This window comes from Kitasatospora sp. NPDC094016, from assembly GCF_040304045.1.
In the GTDB taxonomy this organism is placed as follows: Bacteria; Actinomycetota; Actinomycetes; order Streptomycetales; family Streptomycetaceae; genus Kitasatospora.
In genome coordinates this window covers 23595-40993 of record NZ_JBEOUK010000035.1, presented here as the reverse complement: position 1 = coordinate 40993, position 17399 = coordinate 23595, and the positions used below count along the sequence as shown (strand labels likewise).

Sequence of the window (17399 nt, the reverse complement as noted above, 5' to 3'; positions counted from 1 at the left end):
CAAGCAGTGCTCTGCGCGCCGCACGGGAGGTCCGGGCCGGCTACGGCACCACCTGGTCCAACGATTCCCCGGCGGCCGGTGTTCCGGCGCGGGCCTTCCGTCGGCGGCCGACCAGCACGCCCGCGCCGCAGGCCAGCAGGCCTGCGAAGGCCAGCGTCCACTCCGGCGCGGCGCCGACCCGGTCGGCGACGGTGGTGCCGTCGCGCAGCGGGACGACCGCCGACAGCTCGGCCGCGGTCAGCTCCTCGGTGCGCTGCTGGACCGTGCCGTCCGGGGCGATCACCGCGCTGATGCCGCTGGTGGCGGCGATCAGCACGGCCCGGCCGTGCTCGACCGCGCGCAGCCGGCTCATCGCGAGCTGCTGCTCGGGCTGGCCGGTCTTGGCGTAGGTCGCGTTGTTGGTCTGGACCACCAGGACGCGGGCGCCGCTGTCCACGGTGTCGCGGACGATCTCGTCGTAGGCGACCTCGAAGCAGATCACGTCGCCGATCCGGGCCGGGCCGAGCTGCATGACGCCGTTGTGGTCCCCAGGGTAGAAGTCCCGGGCGACCCGCTGGAGCCGGGTGATCACCTTCATCAGCTGGGCGCGGAACGGCACGTACTCGCCGAACGGGACGGGGTGCTGCTTGGTGTAGGAGGCGCCGGGGCCGGTCTTCGGGTCCCAGACGATGCCCTCGTTCTGGACGTGCTGCGCGTCCGGGCCGTCCACCAGGGTGCCGACCAGGGTGGGCACGCCGACCGTCTTCACGGCCTGGTCGATGCGCTGGTAGGCGAGCGGGTCGCTGAACGGGTCCAGGTCGGAGGAGTTCTCCGGCCAGATCACGATGTCGGGGCGCTCGACCTTGCCGGCGGCGATGTCCGCGGCCAGCCGCTCGGTCGCCACCGCGTGGTTGTTGAGGACCATCATCGGGCGGCCCAGGAAGTCCATGCCCGGGTTGGGCACGTTGCCCTGGACGATGGCGACCTTCACGGTGTCGGCCGGCGCGGTCGGCACCGGCACCAGGTACCCGGCCAGCAGCGCGGCCACCGCGCCCAGCCCCGCCAGCGCGGCGGCCCGGGGCGTCCTGCGCGGCCCGCGCAGGCGCAGCGCGGCGCCGGCGAGCAGGGCGCCCGAGAGGGCGACCGCGAAGGTCACCAGCGGTGCGCCGCCGAGCGCGGCCAGCGGCGTGAACGGGGTCGCGGTGTTGGCGAAGGCCAGCCGCCCCCACGGGAAGCCGCCGAACGGCAGCCGGTCGCGCGCCCACTCCTGGGTGATCCACAGGCAGGCCGCCCAGAGCGGCCAGGCCGGCAGCCGGGAGGTGAGGGCCAGACCGCCGCCGAGGACGGCCAGGAACAGCGCCTCCACGACCGACAGGCCGACCGTCGCGTCCCAGCCGACCACCCGCAGCCAGCTGAGCAGCAGCAGGAAGAACGGCAGGCCGAAGGCGAAGCCCGTCCAGGCCGCCTGGCGGACGGTGCGGCCCCGGGTGAGCAGGGACAGCGCGGCGACGCCGAGCAGCGACAGCGGCCACAGGTCGAAGGGCGGGAAGGCGAGTGCGAGCAGCAGACCCGACAGGGCCGCGAGGCCGGTGCGGGGAAGGCCCGCCCGGACCTTGGCGACGGCGCGGGCGGCCCGGCCGGGCCTGGGCGCCGACTCCGCCGGCTCGGGTGCGGCCCCGGGCCGCTCCTGGGTGACGGGCATGGCCACCGGCGCACCATCTTCCTGGATCTTGCTGTTCGGACGCTGTCCGAAGAAGGTACCCCGGACCGTCGGGGAGCCGTGAGGTCAGGGTGGTAGCCGGGTCGGCGGCCCACGGCCCGGCGGGCCTTGCCGCACACGCCCCCGACCGGGCGGCGGGGTCGCAGGCGTGGTGCTGCCCGCCCAGGGACTCCGGGCGGGAGTCCGGGGCGGGCAGCACGCGGGGAACGGTGAAGCCGGCGGGGGACGGCGGGACGGTCGTCCTGGGGACCGTGCCGGCCGGCCGGCCGCCGCTTCAGCTGGGGCTACGCGGGCGTGCCCGGCTCTACTCGGCCGCCAGGTGGACGGTGCGGCCGCGGACGACGGTGCGCAGGCAGGCCGGCAGCGGGTGGCCGGGGGTGAGGTCGGGCAGGCCCGGGGTGCCGGAGCGCGGGTCGGTGGACCAGCCCGCCACCCGGGAGTCGGGGGCCTGGACGACCAGTTCGTCGGCGGCCCAGATCGCGTAGCTGGCGACGGCGCCGGGCACGAGCACGCCGTCCTGGTCGCGGCCGATCGCGCGCCAGCCGCCGCGGGTGTGCGCGGTGAAGGCCGCGCGGACGGAGATCCGGTGGTCCAGGGTCTGGTGGAAGGCGGCCGCGCGGACGGTGCCCCAGGGGTCCAGCGGGGTGACCGGGGCGTCCGAGCCGAAGGCCAGCGGCACGCCGGCCCGCAGCAGGGCGGCGAAGGGGTTGAGCGCGGCGGCCCGCTCGGCGCCGAGGCGCTGGACGTACATGCCGTCCGGGCCGCCCCAGGCGGCGTCGAAGGCGGGCTGGACGGAGGCGGTGAGGCCGAGCTCGGCGAAGGCGGCGACGGACTCGTCGTCCAGCGCCTCGGCGTGCTCGACGCGGTGGCGCAGCGCCTTGACCCGCCCGGTGCCGACCCGCTCCCCGGCCGCCCGGACGCCGTCCAGGACGGCGGCCACGGCCGCGTCGCCGATGGCGTGGAAGCCGGCCTGGAGCCCGGCCTCGGTGCAGGCGGCGACGTGGTCGGCGACCTGCTCGGCGGTCAGGTAGGCGGTGCCGGTGTGCTCGGCGTCGGCGTAGGGGGTGTGCAGGCAGGCGGTGTGCGAGCCCAGCGCGCCGTCCGCGAAGAGGTCGCCGCCGGCGCCCACCGCGCCGAGCCGGCGGGCCGTCTCGGCTCCACCCAACTCGCCCCAGTAGCCGAAGACTTCGGGGCCTTCGCCTTCGGCGGCGAGGGCCAGCAGGGCGGCCAGGTCGGCCTCGGAGGAGATCTCCGGGCCGGCGCACTCGTGCAGCGCGCCGATGCCGAGTTCGGCGGCGCGGGCGAGGGTGGCGCGCTGGGCGCGGCCGCGCTGCTCGGGGGTGAGGTGGGCGAGCGCGGTCCGCCGGACGGCGTGGTGGGCGTCCTTGGTGAGCGGGCCGTCCTCGGTGTGGCCGGGGCACTCGGCCAGGCCGGGGGCGAGGGTGCGCAGCGCGGTGGTGGCGAGCGCGGAGTGCACGTCGGTGCGGGAGAGGTAGAGCGCGGCGCCGCGGGCGGCGGCGTCGAGTTCGGCGAGCGTGGGCGGGCGGCCCTCGGGCCAGCCGGTCTCGTCCCAGCCGTGGCCGATGAGCACCCCGCCGGGCTCGGGCCTGGCGTCGACGAAGGCGGTGACGGCGGCGAGGGCGTCGGCCAGCGAGGGGCTGCCGGTGAGGTCGAGGCCGGTGAGCGCCAGGCCGGTGGCGGTGGCGTGCACGTGGGCGTCGACGAAGGCGGGGGTGACCAGGGCGCCGTCCAGCTCGACGATCTCGTCGGCGGCGGCGGCGTACGCCTCGGCGGCGCCGTCGCTGCCGACCCAGGCGATGTGCTCGCCCTCGACGAGCATCGCGGTGGCGAACGGGTCGGCGGGGCTGTAGACGGCGCCGCCGCGCAGCAGGACGGTCCGGGAAGTGCGTTCGGTCATGCCGCTAAGTCTGCACCTGCGGGGTTCGCCCTCAGAGCCTCGGGGGTCGCGCCTCGTAGGGGGTGGACAGGACGACGGTGGTGCGGGTGGAGACGCCGGCGGCGCTGCGGATGCGGGCGAGCAGGTCCTCCAGGTCGCCGGGGGCGCCGACGCGCACCTTGAGGATGTAGTTCTCGTCGCCGGCGACGCTGTGGCAGGCCTCGATCTCGGGCAGGCCGGCCAGCCGTTCGGGGGTGTCGTCCGGGGCGCTGGGGTCGAAGGGCTTGACCGAGATGAACGCGGTCAGCGCCAGGTCGACGGCGTCGGGGTCGATGATCGCGGTGTAGCCGCGGATCACCCCGCGCTGTTCGAGGCGGCGCACCCGCTGGTGCACCGCCGAGGTGGACAGGCCGGTGGCCTTGCCCAGGTCCGTGTAGCTCATCCGGCCGTCCTCTAGGAGCAGCTGGACGATGCGTTGGTCGAGATCCTCCACAGTGCGCAAACCTACCCGGTCGGGGGCACGGGGGGCGCACGCGGTGTCACATCGGATGCCCGCAGGTGTCACGCGGGCAAATGCCAGGCGAATGTGGCACTGGATGTGGCCAAGGACACACCCGGTGCATCACGGTGCACCGAGCCGCAGGGTTATGAGCCCGAATCGGAGGGAAATGCTGGTTGTGGCCCCGGGCGACCACGCCGGGCCCGATCCGAGGGGGATCCTCATGCCGACTGACCAGCGTGCCCTGGGCGCCGACGAGACCGACGATACGACCGGCCGCGACGACCTCGCGGTCGATCACGGCCACGTCCCGGGCATCGACCCGGGCGAGGCCGAGACCTGGGACATCTTCCGGGTGCACTGCCCCGAGTGCCGCCGCCCGATCGCCCTGGTGGCCGACGAGGAGCGGCTGCCGCAGCACGCGCTGCTGCCGACCGCCTGGAACCCCTTCACCCCCGCGCTGTGCCCGGGTTCGGGCACGCCGACCGACGACCTCGCCGAGGTGGAGACCCCGGAGGACGCCCAACCCGGCGGGCTCGACGCCCTGTTCAGGCTCCCCACCGAACTCGACTGGCGCACCCAGCCGTTCTCCCACGCGGTGGCGCACCGGCCGACGCGGACCGCCGTCGTCGCCCCGGCCGTCCCGGTCATCTCGGCCATCCCCGAGCAGCGCCGCCGCCTGGTCCGGCGCTGAACCGCCGCCCTGCGCGGGCGGGTTGCTGAACCGCCGCCCTGCGCGGGCGGGTTGCCGATCCGCCCGCCCGCGCGGGCGGGTTGACGCAGAATCGAAGACGCCTCCGGCCGTCACTCCGCACCCTGGAGTGACGGCCGGAGGCCGTTTGTGGGGGGCTCAGCCCTTCGTGAGGTGACGGCCGATCACCAGACGCTGGATCTGGTTGGTGCCCTCGACGATCTGCAGCACCTTCGCCTCGCGCATGTAGCGCTCGGCCGGGAAGTCCTGCGTGTAGCCGTAGCCGCCGAGCACCTGGACCGCGTCGGTGGTCACCCGCATCACGGCGTCGGTGCAGAACAGCTTGGCCATCGCCGCCTCCTTGGAGAACGGCAGGCCCGCGTCCCGCAGCCGGGCGGCGGACAGGTAGAGCGCCCGCCCGGCCTCGATCTGGGTGGCCATGTCGGCGAGCATGAAGGACAGGCCCTGGAACTCGGCGATCGGGCGGCCGAACTGACGGCGGGTGCGCGCGTAGTCGACCGCGAGGTCGAGCGCGGCCTGGGCGACGCCGACCGCGCAGGCGGCGATGCCGAGGCGGCCGGAGTCCAGTGCGGCGAGCGCGATCTGGAAGCCCTGGCCCTCCTCGCCGATCAGCCGGTCGCGGGAGACCCGGGCGCCGTCGAAGTGCAGCTGCGCGGTCGGCGAGGAGCGCATGCCCATCTTGTGCTCCGGCGGGGCGGCCGACAGGCCCTGTGCGTCGCCCGGGACGAGCAGGCAGCTGATGCCCTTGGAGCCCTCGTCGCCGGTGCGCACCAGGGCGCTGTAGAAGTCCGCCCGGCCGCCGTGGGTGATCCACGCCTTGGTGCCGTTCACCACGTACGCGTCGCCGTCGAGGTCGGCGCGGGTGCGCAGCGCGGCCGCGTCCGAGCCGGACTGCGGTTCGGAGAGGCAGTAGGCGCCGAGCTGCTCGCCGGAGAGCATTCCGGGCAGCCACCGGCCGCGCTGCTCCTCGGTCCCGAAGCCGGCCAGCGCGTGGCAGGAGAGGGTGTGCACGCTCACCCCGAGGCCGACGGCCAGCCAACCGGCCGCCAGCTCCTCCAGCACCTGCAGGTACACCTCGTAGGGCTGCCCGCCGCCGCCGTACTTCTCGTCGTAGGGGAGGGAGAGCAGGCCGGCCTCGCCGAGGGTGCGGAAGACCTCGCGCGGGAAGCGGCCGACGGCCTCGTCCTCGGCCGCGCGGGGCTGCAGCTCGCGCTGGACCAGGTCCCGGGTGAGGCTCAGCAGCTCGTGGGCCTCCTCGCTGGGCAGCTGGCGCTCCACGGCTTTCACTGGGGACGGGGTCATGGCGGCGGTCGCCTCCTCGATCGGGCACCGGAGCGTGGTGTGGCTGGTCCGGCGCGGGTGTGGCAGGTCGGCCCGACCGGCACCGGATTACGGTGAACGGCCGTTCACAGGCATGGCGATGCGAGTATGCCGGAAACCCGCGCCGCCGTCACGATCACCCAGGAGTAACTGGACGGACTGGTGGGCTACGGCACCGTAGGGTTGCCGTTGTGGCTGCTTCCCGACCCCTCTCCCCCGCCCTTCCGCCCCTTCCCGGCGACGCGGTGGCCTCGCTCGCGGCGGAGCTGCGCGCACTGCCGCCCTCCTGCGGGCCGGTGCGGCTGGTCGCGGTGGACGGGCACGCGGGCTCGGGCAAGACGACCTTCGCCGGGCGACTGGCGGCGGCACTCGGCGGGGCGCCGGTGGTCCACCTCGACGACCTGGCCACCCACGCCGAGCCCTTCGGCTGGACCGGGCGGCTGCGCGAACAGGTGCTGGAGCCGCTGGCGGCCGGCCGGGACGGTGCGTACCGGGTGTACGACTGGACGCTGCGCCGCTTCGCGGGCACGGCCGCGGTGCCGGTCGCCCCGGTGGTGCTGGTGGAGGGCGTCGGCGCCGGACGGCGGGCGGTGCGGCCGTGGCTGGCCCGGGTGATCTGGCTGGAGTTGGACGCCGCCGCGGCCCGGCGGCGCGGCGAGCAGCGGGACGGGCCGGATCTGGCCGAGTTCTGGGCCGGCTGGGCCCGGGCCGAATCGGCGCATTTCGCCGCGGATCCGAGCCGTCCGTTCGCCGGGACGCGGGTCGACGGGGTGACCGGACGAATCACGCCGGGCACCGTGGGTGAACCTTCAACAAGCCCTTGACCTGCGCTGTCGCCAGGATTTAGGTTCTCATCAGCCGCCGGAACGGGATGTTCCGGCCGCCTCGGACCCGGCGTCCCCGGCTTGTTCCCCCGTGAGCCGGGGGCGCCGTCCGGTCCTTTCCGAATCGCGCTCCCCCGCCGCCGGTCCAAGCCCCCACCCGCTCAACGACCGCTCGCACGATCGCATTTGACTCCGTGGGCGCCCTTCCGGATCAGCGCCACGCCGGTACGATTCCTCGCAGGCGCAGATGCGCCCGGGGGCTTTCGACCACCGGCCCGGCTGCACGCAGGCGACCTGCCACCGAGCCCCGGGCCAAGCCGCGGGGGGCGTGAGTGACGACGGTGGACAGTTCGGACAGCAACGCGGGCGGCCCGGACCGGCTCGCCGAACGCGCGTGGCTGCGTGCCATGGACGCGTACACGGCGGGCGCGTACGCCCGTGCCGAGGAGGAGTTCCGCGCGGCCGTCCGGCTGGACCCGGGCATGGCCGACGCCTGGCTCGGCCTGCACGCGCTGCGCAGCGACACCTCGGCGGCGCTGCTGGCCATGTACCGCAACCAGAAGCGGTTCGGCGAGCAGCGGCGGCGCCACCGCCGCCCGCTCAGCTCCTGGTACTGGCTGGGCTGGTGGGTGCAGCCCGTCCTGGAGGACGCCCGCGACCTGGCGCTCGCGCACGCCTCGCACTGGCTGGACGGCCGCCACCTGGCCGAGCTGGACCGGGCGCTGGAACAGTGCCCGGCGCCCAGCGAGGACCCGTCCGCCCGGTTCCTGTACGCCTGCCGGTCCTACCTGCTCAAGGACTGGGAGCAGTTGGTCCGGGACACCGACCGGCTGCTGGACGACCCGCTGCTCGGCATCGAGGCCGGGCTGTTCGCCGGCATGGCGCGGGTCCGGCTGGACATGTGCGCCCAGGCGCAGGCGCCGCTGGCCGCCTCGCTGGCCCGCTGCCGCTCCGAGCAGCCCCAGCGCAAGGAACTGCGGTACTGGCTGGCCCGGGCGTACGAGGGGGCCGGGCGCAGTGCGGCCGCGCTGCCGCTCTACCGGGCGGTGCACCGGGCCGATCCGGTGTTCATGGACACCGCCGCGCGGCTGGCCGCGATCGCGTCGGAGGACGGGTTGGCGGACGACCTGCCGGACGCCCTGCTGGACGGCGGCCTGCCGACGGGCGGGCGGGCGGCCGGGTACGAGGACACCGAGCCGGCCGAGGTGGACGAGGCCGACGAGGTGGACGGGGCGGACTTCCAGGACGGGGCCGGATACGCCACGGCGGGGGGCTTCGGCGACGCGGCCCCCGGGTTCACCGAGGGCGTCGGGTACACCGGCGGGGTCGGATTCGTCGAGGGCGTCGGGTTCCTCACGGGGCCCGGCCCGGGCGACGGCTCCACGGCGAACCCGGCGCCGCAGGCGGCCGGCGAGCGGTCGGGTTCGCCGGGCGGCTCCGCCGCCCCGCTGCCGGTGCCGGTCCGCGCCGAGGCCCAGCCCCGCACCGTTCCACTGCCCACCGCCCAACCGGTCGACGACGAGCGCGAGTTGGACGCGGCGCTGGCGGAACTCTCGCTGATGGTGGGCCTGGAGCCGGTCAAGCGCCAGGTGCGGGCACTGTCGGCGCAGCTGCGGATGTCCAGACTCCGGGCCGCGCAGGGCCTGCCGGTCCAGCCGCCCAAGCGCCACTTCGTCTTCTCCGGCCCCTCCGGCACCGGCAAGACCACCGTGGCCCGGATCCTCGGCCGGGTCTTCCACGCCCTCGGACTGCTCTCCGGCGACCACCTGGTGGAGGCCCAACGGGCCGACCTGGTCGGCGAGTTCCTCGGCCAGACCGCGGTCAAGGCGAACGAGCTGATCGACTCGGCGCTGGACGGCGTGCTGTTCATCGACGAGGCGTACAGCCTCTCCAACTCCGGCTACACCAAGGGCGACGCCTACGGCGACGAGGCCCTGCAGGTGCTGCTGAAACGCGCCGAGGACAACCGCGACCGCCTGGTGGTGATCCTGGCCGGCTACCCCGAGGGCATGAACCGGCTGCTCGCCACCAACCCCGGCCTCAACTCCCGTTTCACCACCCGGGTCGACTTCCCCAGCTACCGCCCGAACGAGCTGACCGCGATCGGCGCCGCGCTGGCCGGCCGGGACGGCGACGGCTGGGACGAGGACGCGGCCGAGGAACTGGCCAGCATCTGCGCCCACGTGGTCCGCGAGGGCTGGATCGACGAACTGGGGAACGGCCGGTTCATCCGCACCCTGTACGAGAAGTCCTGCGCCTACCGGGACCTGCGGCTCTCGATGCTGCGCGAACCGCCGGGCCGGGAGGACCTGGCGACCCTGCGCCTGCCCGACCTCGTCCAGGCCTACGGGGAGCTGATCGACGGCCGCGGCTGAGACCAGCTCCCCGGGATCACGCCGGGATCGCGCCGGGCTCAGCCCCGGAGCAGCTCGGCCTCGCGCTCGGGGTCGAGGCCGACCTTCGGCCGGTCGGCGCGCTGCGGGGCGACGCCGCCGATCGACCGCAGCCAGGCCCAGGTGTCCTCGACCGTCTCGCCCACCGGCCGGCAGCGCAGCCCGGCGGCGACCGCCCGGTCCACGGACGCGCCGTGCAGGAAGTCGTTCAGCTCGCCGGGCGGCAGCCAGATCGGCAGCTCCGTCCAGGGCTCGACGCCGGCCGCCAGGATGCGCTCGGGGTCGGTCCAGCGCAGGTCCGCGTCCGAGCCGGTGACCCGCACGCAGGCCTCCAGCAGCTCGCCCATCGTGGTGTGGCCCGCCGGGCCGACCACGTTGCACGCGCCGCCGAGCCGGGCCGCCGACGCGTCCAGGAGCCAGCCCGCGAGGTCGCGGACGTCGATGTACTGCAGCGGCAGGTCGTACGGACCGGGGGCGAGCACCGGGCCGCCCCTGGCGATCCGGTTCAGCCACCAGGGCAGCCGGCCGATGTTCTCGTGCGGGCCGAGGATCAGACCGGCCCGGGCGAGCAGGGCGCGCCCGCCGAACTCCGCCTCCAGGGCCAGTTCGGCCCCGCGCTTGGCCTCGGCGTAGGGCACCTCGCCCTCGGCGTCCGGGGACGACTCGACCACCTCCGCCGACTCGTCCGCCCCGCGCGCCGACGGGTGGTCGTACACCGACCGGCTGGAGACGTACCCGTAGTGGCCGACCCGGCCGGCCAGCAGCCGGGCGCTGTCGCGGACCGCCGTCGGGGCTCCGGACCAGGTGTCCACCACCGCGTCCCACTCCCCCGTGGCCAGCGCCGCGAGCCCGCCCTCGGCGGTGCGGTCGCCCAGCAGCGCGGTCACGCCCGCGGGCGCGGGCTGCGTACCGCGGTTGAGGGCCGTCACCTCCCATCCCCTGGCCAGCGCCTCCTCGGCGACGACCCGTCCGACGAAATTCGTTCCACCCAGCAGGAGAAGCCTCATGCCGACCACCCTGCGCCCAGGGTGGTCGGCATGGGAACGGCTGAACGCTGAGAGCAGAATCGCCCGCGGCGGACACGCCGTCAGCGAAAGGGGGAACCTCAGGCGGCGGAGCGGTGGTCCGGGTCGTGCATCTCGCCGACCAGCTCCTCCAGCACGTCCTCCAGCATGACCACACCGAGCGTGCGGCCGTCCTGGTCCAGCACGGCGGCCAGGTGGCAGGTCGCCCGGCGCATCGCGCCGAGCGCGTCGTCCAGCGGGAGGCTGCCGCGCAGCACCGTGATCGGACGCCACAGCCGGGCCGGGACGGGCGCGGACGGGTCCTCCACGTCGAGGATGTCCTTGAGGTGCAGGTAGCCCAGGTAGCCGTGGCCGGCCGGGTCGCCGTCGGTGACCGGGAAGCGCGAGAAGCCGGTGCGCAGGGCGAGCTCCTCGACCTCCGCGGCGGTCACCTTGGTGTCCACGGTGACGAGCTGCTCGGGCTTGAGCAGCACCTCGGTGACCGGGCGGTGGCCCAGCTCCAGGGCGTCCTCAAGACGCTCCTGACGGCCCTCGTCGAGCAGGCCGGCGTCCCGGGAGTCGACCAGCAGGTACATCAGCTGCTCGGTGGTGAACACCGACTCGACCTCGTCCTTGGACTCGACCCGGAACAGCCGCAGCACACCGTTGGCGATGGCGTTCAGCAGGCTGATCACCGGGGCCAGCCAGCGGGCCAGCCGGTCCAGCGGCGGGCCGAGCCAGAGCGCGGCCTTCTCCGGGCCCGCCATGGCCATGTTCTTGGGCACCATCTCGCCCATCACCATGTGCAGGAAGACCACGACGGCCAGCGAGATGCCGTACGAGAGCGGGTGCATCAGACCGGACGGGACGCCGATCGCGTGGAACGGGCCCTCCAGCAGACTGGCGATGGTCGGCTCGGCCAGGGCGCCGAGGCCCAGCGAGCAGACGGTGATGCCGAGCTGGGCGGCGGCCAGCATCGCGGACACGTTGGACAGCGCGTGCAGCACGGTGCGGGCACGCTTGTGGCCGGCCTCGGCGAGCGGTTCGATCTGGCTGCGGCGCACCGAGACGACGGCGAACTCGGCGCCGACGAAGAAGGCGTTCCCGAGCAGGAGCAGGACGGCGACGGCCAGTTGGAGCGCGGTCATCGGGCATTCTCCTGGTCGTCCTCGAACGAGGCCGGCGCGCTGGTGCGCTCGACCCGGACCTGGCTGGTGCGGTGCCGGTCGACACCCGTCACGGTGAAGCGCCAGCCCGGCAGCTCCGCCTGCTCGCCGACCTCGGGCAGCTTGCCGAGCAGGTCGGCGACCAGGCCGGCCAGCGTCTCGTACGGGCCGTCCGGGGCGATCAGGCCGATCGTCTCCAGTTGGTCGATCCGGGCGCGGCCCTCGGCCTCCCAGGCCGGCAGGCCGTTCACCGGGGGCAGCGGGAGCAGCTCGGGGCGGTCGGCGGGGTCGTGCTCGTCCTGCACCTCGCCGACGATCTCCTCGACGATGTCCTCGACGGTGACGACGCCGGCGGTGCCGCCGTACTCGTCGACCACGATGGCCATCGGCTGGAGGCGGCGCAGCTGGTCGAGCAGCCGCTCGGCGGGCAGGGTCTCGGGCACCAGCAGCGGCGGCGAGGTGAGCTCGCTCACCCGGACCAGGCCGCGCCGGGCGGCCGGGACGGCGAGGGCGTCCTTGAGGGTCACTATGCCGGTGACCTCGTCCAGGCTGTGGGTGTAGACCGGGAAGCGGGACAGGCCGGTGGCCCGGGTCAGGTTGATCACGTCGGAGGCGGTGGCGTCGCCCTGGAGGGAGGCGACGTCGATCCGCGGGGTCATCACGGACTCGGCGGTCAGTTCGCCCAGGCCCAGGGTGCGGACGAACAGGGTCGCCGACTCCTCGTCGATCGCGCCGGCCTTGGCCGAGTGGCGGGCCAGCGAGACCAGTTCGGCCGGGGTCCGGGCGTGGTCCAGCTCCTCCTGCGGCTCGACGCCGAAGGCGCGGACCGTCCGGTCGGCCGCCCCGTTGAGGAAGCTGATCAGCGGGCGGCAGGCGAAGGAGAAGGCCATGTGCGGAGCGGCGACCGCGCGGGCCACCTGGAGCGGGCGGGAGATCGCCCAGTTCTTCGGGACCAGCTCGCCGATCACCATCTGCACCACGGTGGCGAGCACCATGCCGACGACCACGGCGACGCCGCGGGCGGCCGACTCGGGCACGCCGATCCCGGTCATGACGGGGCTGAGCAGGGTGGACAGCGCCGGTTCGGCGAGCATGCCGACCACCAGCGAGGTGACGGTGATGCCGAGCTGGGCGCCGGAGAGTTCGAACGAGAGGTGCCGCAGGGCCCGGGAGACGCGGACGGACTTGGCGTCGCCGGCCTCGGCGGAGCGTTCGACAGCCCCGCGCTCGACGGTCACGAAGGCGAACTCGGCGGCCACGAACAGGCCGTTGGCGAGGATCAGCAGGAGGGCCGCGAGCAACAGCAGCCAGGCGGTGATCACAGTGCCGCCTGCCTTCCGCTGACAGGAAGGTGGGCGGCGCAGGTACTACCGGACGGATCGTCCATCGAGGGGGGAAGTCACTCCTCAAGTCGTCTTTCGGGCAGGACGGAAGTTTTGCCCTGCTTTTACCAGCGTAGACCATACCCGGACGATGGTAGGAAGAGTGTTCGGACCCGCCGGGCCGAGGATTCACAGGCCCGGCCGGTCCCCTGGGCTCAGGCCCCGGCGTGGTGCTCGACCAGGTCGCGCAGGGCGCGGGCGTGCGCGATCGCCTGGTCCTTGCCGACGCCGGACTGGATGCCGACCGCGGCGAGCGAGGTGCCGTCGGCCAGGTCGAGGGTGGCCCACGGGTCGCCCTGGCGGAAGTTGACCCGGACGATCTCGGCCCAGGTGAGCCGGCGGCTGCGGACGAAGTTGACCACCGTCACGCCCTGCGCGTCGGCGCTCACCCGGGGGCGGGCCAGCATCAGGCCCACGCACGCGAACAGCACGCCGCTGCCCGCCATCATGATCCGGTCGTTGAGCTGCCAGTTCTCCGGGAGCGCCACGGCCATCACGGCGAAGAGCACCACCAGCAGCGCGCAGACCGGCAGCAGCACGGCGCGGGTGCGGCGCGGCGCCCAGGTGACGGGGAACTCGACGGGCGGCGTGGACACGTGGGGTCTCCGGTGGGGTGGTTCGGGGGGAACGGTCGTTCCCGGGAACGACGGTTCCGGGCAGCGGGCGGATCCGGACGAAGGGCGGGGACGCCGGTCGGCGTCCCCGCCCCATTCAACCGTTCCTTACCCGCACCACGGCGGGCGAGGTCACCGCCGCGCCGGTCAGAGGCGGCAGGCGTGGATGTTGGTGACCAGGATGGCCCGGGCGCCGATGCCCCACAGGTCGTCCATGATCTGCTGGGCCTCCTTGCGGAGCACCATCGAGCGCACCGCCACCCAGCCCTCGGTGTGCAGCGGGGAGACGGTCGGCGACTCCAGGCCGGGGGTGAGCGCCACGGCGGCGCCGACCTTCTCGGCACGGATGTCGTAGTCCATCAGCACGTAGCGGCGGGCCACCAGCACGCCCTGGAGGCGGCGCAGGAACTGGTCCACCCGGGTGTCCTCGCCCGCGCCCTTGGGGCGGATCACCACGGCGTCCGAGATCAGGATCGGCTCGCCGAACACCTCCAGGCCGGCGTTGCGCAGGCTGGTGCCGGTCTCCACCACGTCGGCGATCACGTCGGCGACGCCCAGCTGCACCGCGGTCTCCACCGCGCCGTCCAGCTTGGTGACGGTCGCCTTCACGCCGTGGTCGGCGAGGTGCTGCTCGACCAGGCCGGTGTAGGAGGTCGCGATCCGCAGGCCCTCCAGGCCCTTGACGTCCTCGACGGCCACGCCTTCGGGGCGGGCGAAGCGGAAGGTCGACGCGGCGAAGCCGAGGGCGAGCACCTCCTCGGCGTTGGAGTGCGAGTCCAGCAGCAGGTCACGGCCGGTGATGCCGATGTCCAGACGGCCGGAGCCGACGTAGACGGCGATGTCGCGCGGGCGCAGGAAGAAGAACTCGACCTCGTTGTTCGGGTCGACGAGGACGAGCTCCTTGGGGTCCTTCCGCTGGCGGTAGCCGGCCTCATGGAGCATCTCCGCCGCGGGACCCGAGAGCGAACCCTTGTTGGGGACGGCGATGCGCAGCATGGGAGGTTGGTTCCTTACCTGTGGGGAGGGGCGTGCGGTTCGGTTTAGAGGTACTTGTAGACGTCTTCGAGCGTCAGCCCACGGGCGATCATCATCACCTGAACGTGGTACAGGAGCTGTGAGATCTCCTCGGCGGTCTGCTCGTCCGTCTGGAACTCGGCGGCCATCCAGACTTCGGCGGCCTCCTCGACGACCTTCTTGCCGATCGCATGGACGCCCTGCTGGGCGAGCTGCGCGGTACGGGAGGACGAGGGGTCGCCGGTGGCGGCCTTCTGCTGGAGCTCGGCGAAGAGCTCCTCGAATGTCTTCGAAGCCATGATGGGACTCACCTTACGGCGTGCGGGCTGACCGGCGGTAAACGGTCCCGGACCGTGGACAGTCCGTTGGACGTCCACGGTCCGGGTCGGGGCGGTGCGCTCAGAGCGCGGCGCGCAGCACCGCGGCAGTCGCGACGGCGGCGGTGACGGCCTCGTGGCCCTTGTCCTCCGCAGAGCCGGGCAGGCCGGCGCGGTCGAGCGCCTGCTCCTCGTTGTCGCAGGTCAGCACGCCGAAGCCGACCGGGACGCCGGTGTCGACGGTCACCTGGGTGAGGCCGGCGGTGGCTGCCTGGCAGACGTAGTCGAAGTGCGGGGTGCCGCCGCGGATCACCACCCCGAGGGCGACGACCGCGTCGTAGCCGTGGTCGGCGAGGCGCTTGGCGGCGACCGGCAGCTCGAAGGTGCCGGGGACGCGCAGCACGGTCGGCTCGGCGACGCCCAGTTCCTTGAGCGCCCGGTGGGCGCCGTCCAGCAGGCCGTTCATCACGACGTCGTGCCACTGGGCGGCGACGACGGCGACCTTGAGGTCGGCGGCGCCGTCGATGGTCAGCTCGGGGGCTCCGTGGCCGCTCATGCTCGTTCTTCCTGTCCGTGGTGGTGGTGCGTGAGGTGGTGCGTGGTGCGTGGGGCGTGGGTGTGGTGCGAGGGGCGCGGGGCGGGTTCAGGAGTCGAGGCCGGGCAGGTCGTGGCCCATCCGGTCGCGCTTGGTGCGCAGGTAGCGCAGGTTGTGCTCACCCGGCGCGATCTCGACCGCTTCGCGCCCCTTGACCTTGAGGCCGTGCTCGGTGAGCGCGGTGAGCTTCTCCGGGTTGTTGGTGAGCAGCGTGAGCGAGCGGACGCCGAGGTCCACCAGCATCTGCGCCGCGATGCTGTAGTCGCGGGCGTCGGCCGGCAGGCCGAGGTCGAGGTTGGCGTCGACGGTGTCGCGCCCCTGCTCCTGGAGTTCGTAGGCGCGCAGCTTGTGGGCCAGGCCGATCCCCCGGCCCTCGTGGCCGCGCAGGTAGAGCACCACGCCGCGGCCGGACTCCGCGACCTTGCGCAGCGAGGCCTCCAGCTGGGGGCCGCAGTCGCAGCGCAGCGAGCCGAAGACGTCGCCGGTCAGGCACTCGGAGTGGACCCGGACCACGACATCCTCGCCCTCGGGCAGCCGGCCGTCGGCGCCGAGGCCGCCGGCCACCAGCGCGAGGTGCTCGACACCGTCGATGGTGCCCTTGTAGCCGACGGCCGTGAACTCGCCGTGGACGGTGGGCAGGGCGGTCACGGCGGCCCGGTCGACGTGCAGTTCGGTGCGGCGGCGGTAGGCGATCAGGTCCTCGATGGAGATGATCGCGAGGCCGTGCTCGCGGGCGAAGGCGACCAGCTCGGGCAGCCGGGCCATGGTGCCGTCGTCGTTGACCACCTCGGCGATCGCACCGGCCGGCGGCAGTCCGGCGAGCCGGGCCAGGTCGACGGCGGCCTCGGTGTGGCCGGGGCGCACCAGCACGCCGCCCTCGACCGCGCGCAGCGGGAACACGTGCCCGGGGCGGGTGAGGTCGCCCGGCTCGGTGCCGGGCGAGGACAGCAGCCGGACGGTGCGGGCGCGGTCGGCGGCGGAGATGCCGGTGTCGACCCCCTCCCGGGCGTCCACCGAGACGGTGTACGCGGTGCCCTTGCGGTCCTCGTTGACCTGGGTCATCGGCGGCAGCTTGAGCCGGTCCAGCTCGTCGCCGGTCAGCGGGGCGCAGATCACGCCGGAGCTGTAGCGGATGGTGAAGGCCATCAGCTCGGGGGTGGCGGCGGAGGCGGCGAAGACGATGTCGCCCTCGTTCTCGCGGTCCTCGTCGTCGACCACGATCACGGCGCGGCCGAGGGCGATGTCGGCGATCGCGCGCTCGACCGGGTCGAGGACGAGTTCGGGTGCCGCCTCGCGCTCGCGGTCGGCGGTGTGGTTCTCGGTCATACCGTGACTCCCTGCGGGACGGTGGCGGAGTTGACGCGCGGCTCACGACTGCTCAGCCACCAGGAGCGCAGGCCGAGCAGCACCAGGACGAAGTAGATCGAGTAGGTGAGGCCGGAGAAGGGGTAGCCGTTGTTGAAGGCCAGTGGGACGCCGACCACGTCGACGGCGATCCAGGCGAACCAGAACTCCAGCCAGCCACGGGCCTGGGCGACCATCGCGGCCAGCGTGCCGACGAAGATGTAGGCGTCCGACCAGGGGCTCCAGGACAGGCTGGGGTGGGCCGTGAACAGCCAGGCCAGCGCGACGGTGCCGGCCGCGGTGCCGACCACCAGGGCGGCCCGCTCTGGCCAGGTGGCGAAGCGGACGGCGATCGTGCCGGTGTCCCGGCGGCCCCGCCGCCACTGGGCCCAGCCCCAGGCCGCGGTGACGAGCACGATCAGCTGCTTGCCGATCAGACCGGGGACGTGGCCCCCGAGGTAGGCGGCGATCAGCACGGCGCCGGACAGGAGTTGGAGCGGCCAGCTCCAGACCGAGCGGCGCCAGCCGAAGGCCAGCCCGGCCAGGCCGAGCAGGTTGCCGAACATGTCGGCCCACTTCACGTGTTCGCCGAAGACGGTGAACGCTTCTCCGCTGAGCC

Annotated in this window: 16 protein-coding genes; 3 read left to right on the top strand and 13 right to left on the bottom strand. The window is 74.0% G+C overall.

Annotated elements, in window-relative coordinates; all coding sequences use genetic code 11:
- Positions 1 to 40: 40 nt before the first annotated feature.
- The 3 genes from lnt to ABT015_RS27335 form a co-directional block, all read right to left on the bottom strand.
- Positions 41 to 1681 (bottom strand): apolipoprotein N-acyltransferase, encoded by a 1641-nt coding sequence (gene lnt, locus ABT015_RS27345; RefSeq protein ID WP_350883571.1) that lies wholly within the window; start codon positions 1679 to 1681, stop codon positions 41 to 43.
- 322 nt (positions 1682 to 2003) lie between these two features.
- Positions 2004 to 3617: an amidohydrolase gene (locus ABT015_RS27340; protein WP_350883569.1), complete on the bottom strand. Its 1614-nt coding sequence runs from the start codon at positions 3615 to 3617 to the stop codon at positions 2004 to 2006.
- Positions 3618 to 3648: 31 nt separating this feature from the next.
- A complete protein-coding gene (locus ABT015_RS27335; RefSeq protein ID WP_350883567.1) occupies positions 3649 to 4089 on the bottom strand; it encodes an Lrp/AsnC family transcriptional regulator in 441 nt (146 codons plus the stop codon).
- A 229-nt stretch (positions 4090 to 4318) separates the two neighbouring features.
- Here ABT015_RS27335 and ABT015_RS27330 point away from each other — a divergent pair, with 229 nt between their 5' ends.
- Entirely contained in the window at positions 4319 to 4789 is a 471-nt protein-coding gene (locus ABT015_RS27330; protein WP_350883565.1) for a hypothetical protein, read from the top strand.
- A 156-nt stretch (positions 4790 to 4945) separates the two neighbouring features.
- Here ABT015_RS27330 and ABT015_RS27325 read toward each other — a convergent pair whose 3' ends face one another.
- Positions 4946 to 6109, bottom strand: coding sequence for an acyl-CoA dehydrogenase family protein (locus ABT015_RS27325; RefSeq protein WP_350883563.1), 1164 nt, complete (start codon positions 6107 to 6109; stop codon positions 4946 to 4948).
- 209 nt (positions 6110 to 6318) lie between these two features.
- Here ABT015_RS27325 and ABT015_RS27320 point away from each other — a divergent pair, with 209 nt between their 5' ends.
- Together ABT015_RS27320 and ABT015_RS27315 are read left to right on the top strand one after the other, a co-directional pair.
- Positions 6319 to 6951, top strand: coding sequence for a uridine kinase family protein (locus ABT015_RS27320; protein WP_402448795.1), 633 nt, complete (start codon positions 6319 to 6321; stop codon positions 6949 to 6951).
- 407 nt (positions 6952 to 7358) lie between these two features.
- The gene (locus tag ABT015_RS27315; RefSeq protein WP_502897409.1) at positions 7359 to 9326 is read left to right on the top strand and encodes an AAA family ATPase; all 1968 of its coding nucleotides are present in this window, start codon (positions 7359 to 7361) and stop codon (positions 9324 to 9326) included.
- Between the two features lie 38 nt (positions 9327 to 9364).
- Here ABT015_RS27315 and ABT015_RS27310 read toward each other — a convergent pair whose 3' ends face one another.
- The 9 genes from ABT015_RS27310 to ABT015_RS27270 all read right to left on the bottom strand — a co-directional run bounded on the left by ABT015_RS27310 (position 9365) and on the right by ABT015_RS27270 (position 17346).
- On the bottom strand, positions 9365 to 10351 hold the full coding sequence (locus tag ABT015_RS27310; RefSeq protein WP_350883559.1) for an NAD-dependent epimerase/dehydratase family protein: 987 nt from the start codon (positions 10349 to 10351) through the stop codon (positions 9365 to 9367).
- Positions 10352 to 10449: 98 nt separating this feature from the next.
- On the bottom strand, positions 10450 to 11496 hold the full coding sequence (locus ABT015_RS27305) for a hemolysin family protein (RefSeq protein ID WP_350883557.1): 1047 nt from the start codon (positions 11494 to 11496) through the stop codon (positions 10450 to 10452).
- Positions 11493 to 12836 (bottom strand): hemolysin family protein, encoded by a 1344-nt coding sequence (locus ABT015_RS27300; protein ID WP_350883555.1) that lies wholly within the window; start codon positions 12834 to 12836, stop codon positions 11493 to 11495. The genes ABT015_RS27305 and ABT015_RS27300 overlap by 4 nt, the downstream gene beginning before the upstream one ends.
- Positions 12837 to 13051: 215 nt before the next feature.
- Positions 13052 to 13492, bottom strand: coding sequence for a PH domain-containing protein (locus ABT015_RS27295; RefSeq protein WP_350883553.1), 441 nt, complete (start codon positions 13490 to 13492; stop codon positions 13052 to 13054).
- A 165-nt stretch (positions 13493 to 13657) separates the two neighbouring features.
- Positions 13658 to 14506, bottom strand: a complete 849-nt coding sequence (hisG, locus tag ABT015_RS27290) for an ATP phosphoribosyltransferase (protein WP_350883551.1) — start codon at positions 14504 to 14506, stop codon at positions 13658 to 13660.
- A 44-nt stretch (positions 14507 to 14550) separates the two neighbouring features.
- On the bottom strand, positions 14551 to 14823 hold the full coding sequence (locus tag ABT015_RS27285) for a phosphoribosyl-ATP diphosphatase (protein WP_350883549.1): 273 nt from the start codon (positions 14821 to 14823) through the stop codon (positions 14551 to 14553).
- A 100-nt stretch (positions 14824 to 14923) separates the two neighbouring features.
- Complete coding sequence (gene ribH / locus ABT015_RS27280) at positions 14924 to 15397, bottom strand: 6,7-dimethyl-8-ribityllumazine synthase (RefSeq protein WP_350883547.1); 474 nt, start codon at positions 15395 to 15397, stop codon at positions 14924 to 14926.
- Between the two features lie 87 nt (positions 15398 to 15484).
- The gene (locus ABT015_RS27275; RefSeq protein WP_350883545.1) at positions 15485 to 16762 is read right to left on the bottom strand and encodes a bifunctional 3,4-dihydroxy-2-butanone-4-phosphate synthase/GTP cyclohydrolase II; all 1278 of its coding nucleotides are present in this window, start codon (positions 16760 to 16762) and stop codon (positions 15485 to 15487) included.
- Entirely contained in the window at positions 16759 to 17346 is a 588-nt protein-coding gene (locus ABT015_RS27270; RefSeq protein ID WP_350883668.1) for a nicotinamide mononucleotide transporter family protein, read from the bottom strand. The genes ABT015_RS27275 and ABT015_RS27270 overlap by 4 nt, the downstream gene beginning before the upstream one ends.
- Positions 17347 to 17399: the final 53 nt, after the last annotated feature.

Excerpts from the sequence above, each read along its gene's own strand:
- ABT015_RS27285 (WP_350883549.1), bottom strand. The coding sequence starts at position 14,823 with ATGGCTTCGAAGACATTCGAGGAGCTCTTCGCCGAGCTCCAGCAGAAG.
- ABT015_RS27340 (WP_350883569.1), bottom strand. The coding sequence starts at position 3,617 with ATGACCGAACGCACTTCCCGGACCGTCCTGCTGCGCGGCGGCGCCGTC.
- ABT015_RS27325 (WP_350883563.1), bottom strand. The coding sequence starts at position 6,109 with ATGACCCCGTCCCCAGTGAAAGCCGTGGAGCGCCAGCTGCCCAGCGAG.
- ABT015_RS27315 (WP_502897409.1), top strand. The coding sequence starts at position 7,359 with ATGGACGCGTACACGGCGGGCGCGTACGCCCGTGCCGAGGAGGAGTTC.
- ABT015_RS27305 (WP_350883557.1), bottom strand. The coding sequence starts at position 11,496 with ATGACCGCGCTCCAACTGGCCGTCGCCGTCCTGCTCCTGCTCGGGAAC.
- ribH (WP_350883547.1), bottom strand. The coding sequence starts at position 15,397 with ATGAGCGGCCACGGAGCCCCCGAGCTGACCATCGACGGCGCCGCCGAC.
- ABT015_RS27330 (WP_350883565.1), top strand. The coding sequence starts at position 4,319 with ATGCCGACTGACCAGCGTGCCCTGGGCGCCGACGAGACCGACGATACG.
- hisG (WP_350883551.1), bottom strand. The coding sequence starts at position 14,506 with ATGCTGCGCATCGCCGTCCCCAACAAGGGTTCGCTCTCGGGTCCCGCG.
- ABT015_RS27270 (WP_350883668.1), bottom strand. The coding sequence starts at position 17,346 with ATGTTCGGCAACCTGCTCGGCCTGGCCGGGCTGGCCTTCGGCTGGCGC.
- ABT015_RS27275 (WP_350883545.1), bottom strand. The coding sequence starts at position 16,762 with ATGACCGAGAACCACACCGCCGACCGCGAGCGCGAGGCGGCACCCGAA.
- ABT015_RS27310 (WP_350883559.1), bottom strand. The coding sequence starts at position 10,351 with ATGAGGCTTCTCCTGCTGGGTGGAACGAATTTCGTCGGACGGGTCGTC.
- lnt (WP_350883571.1), bottom strand. The coding sequence starts at position 1,681 with ATGCCCGTCACCCAGGAGCGGCCCGGGGCCGCACCCGAGCCGGCGGAG.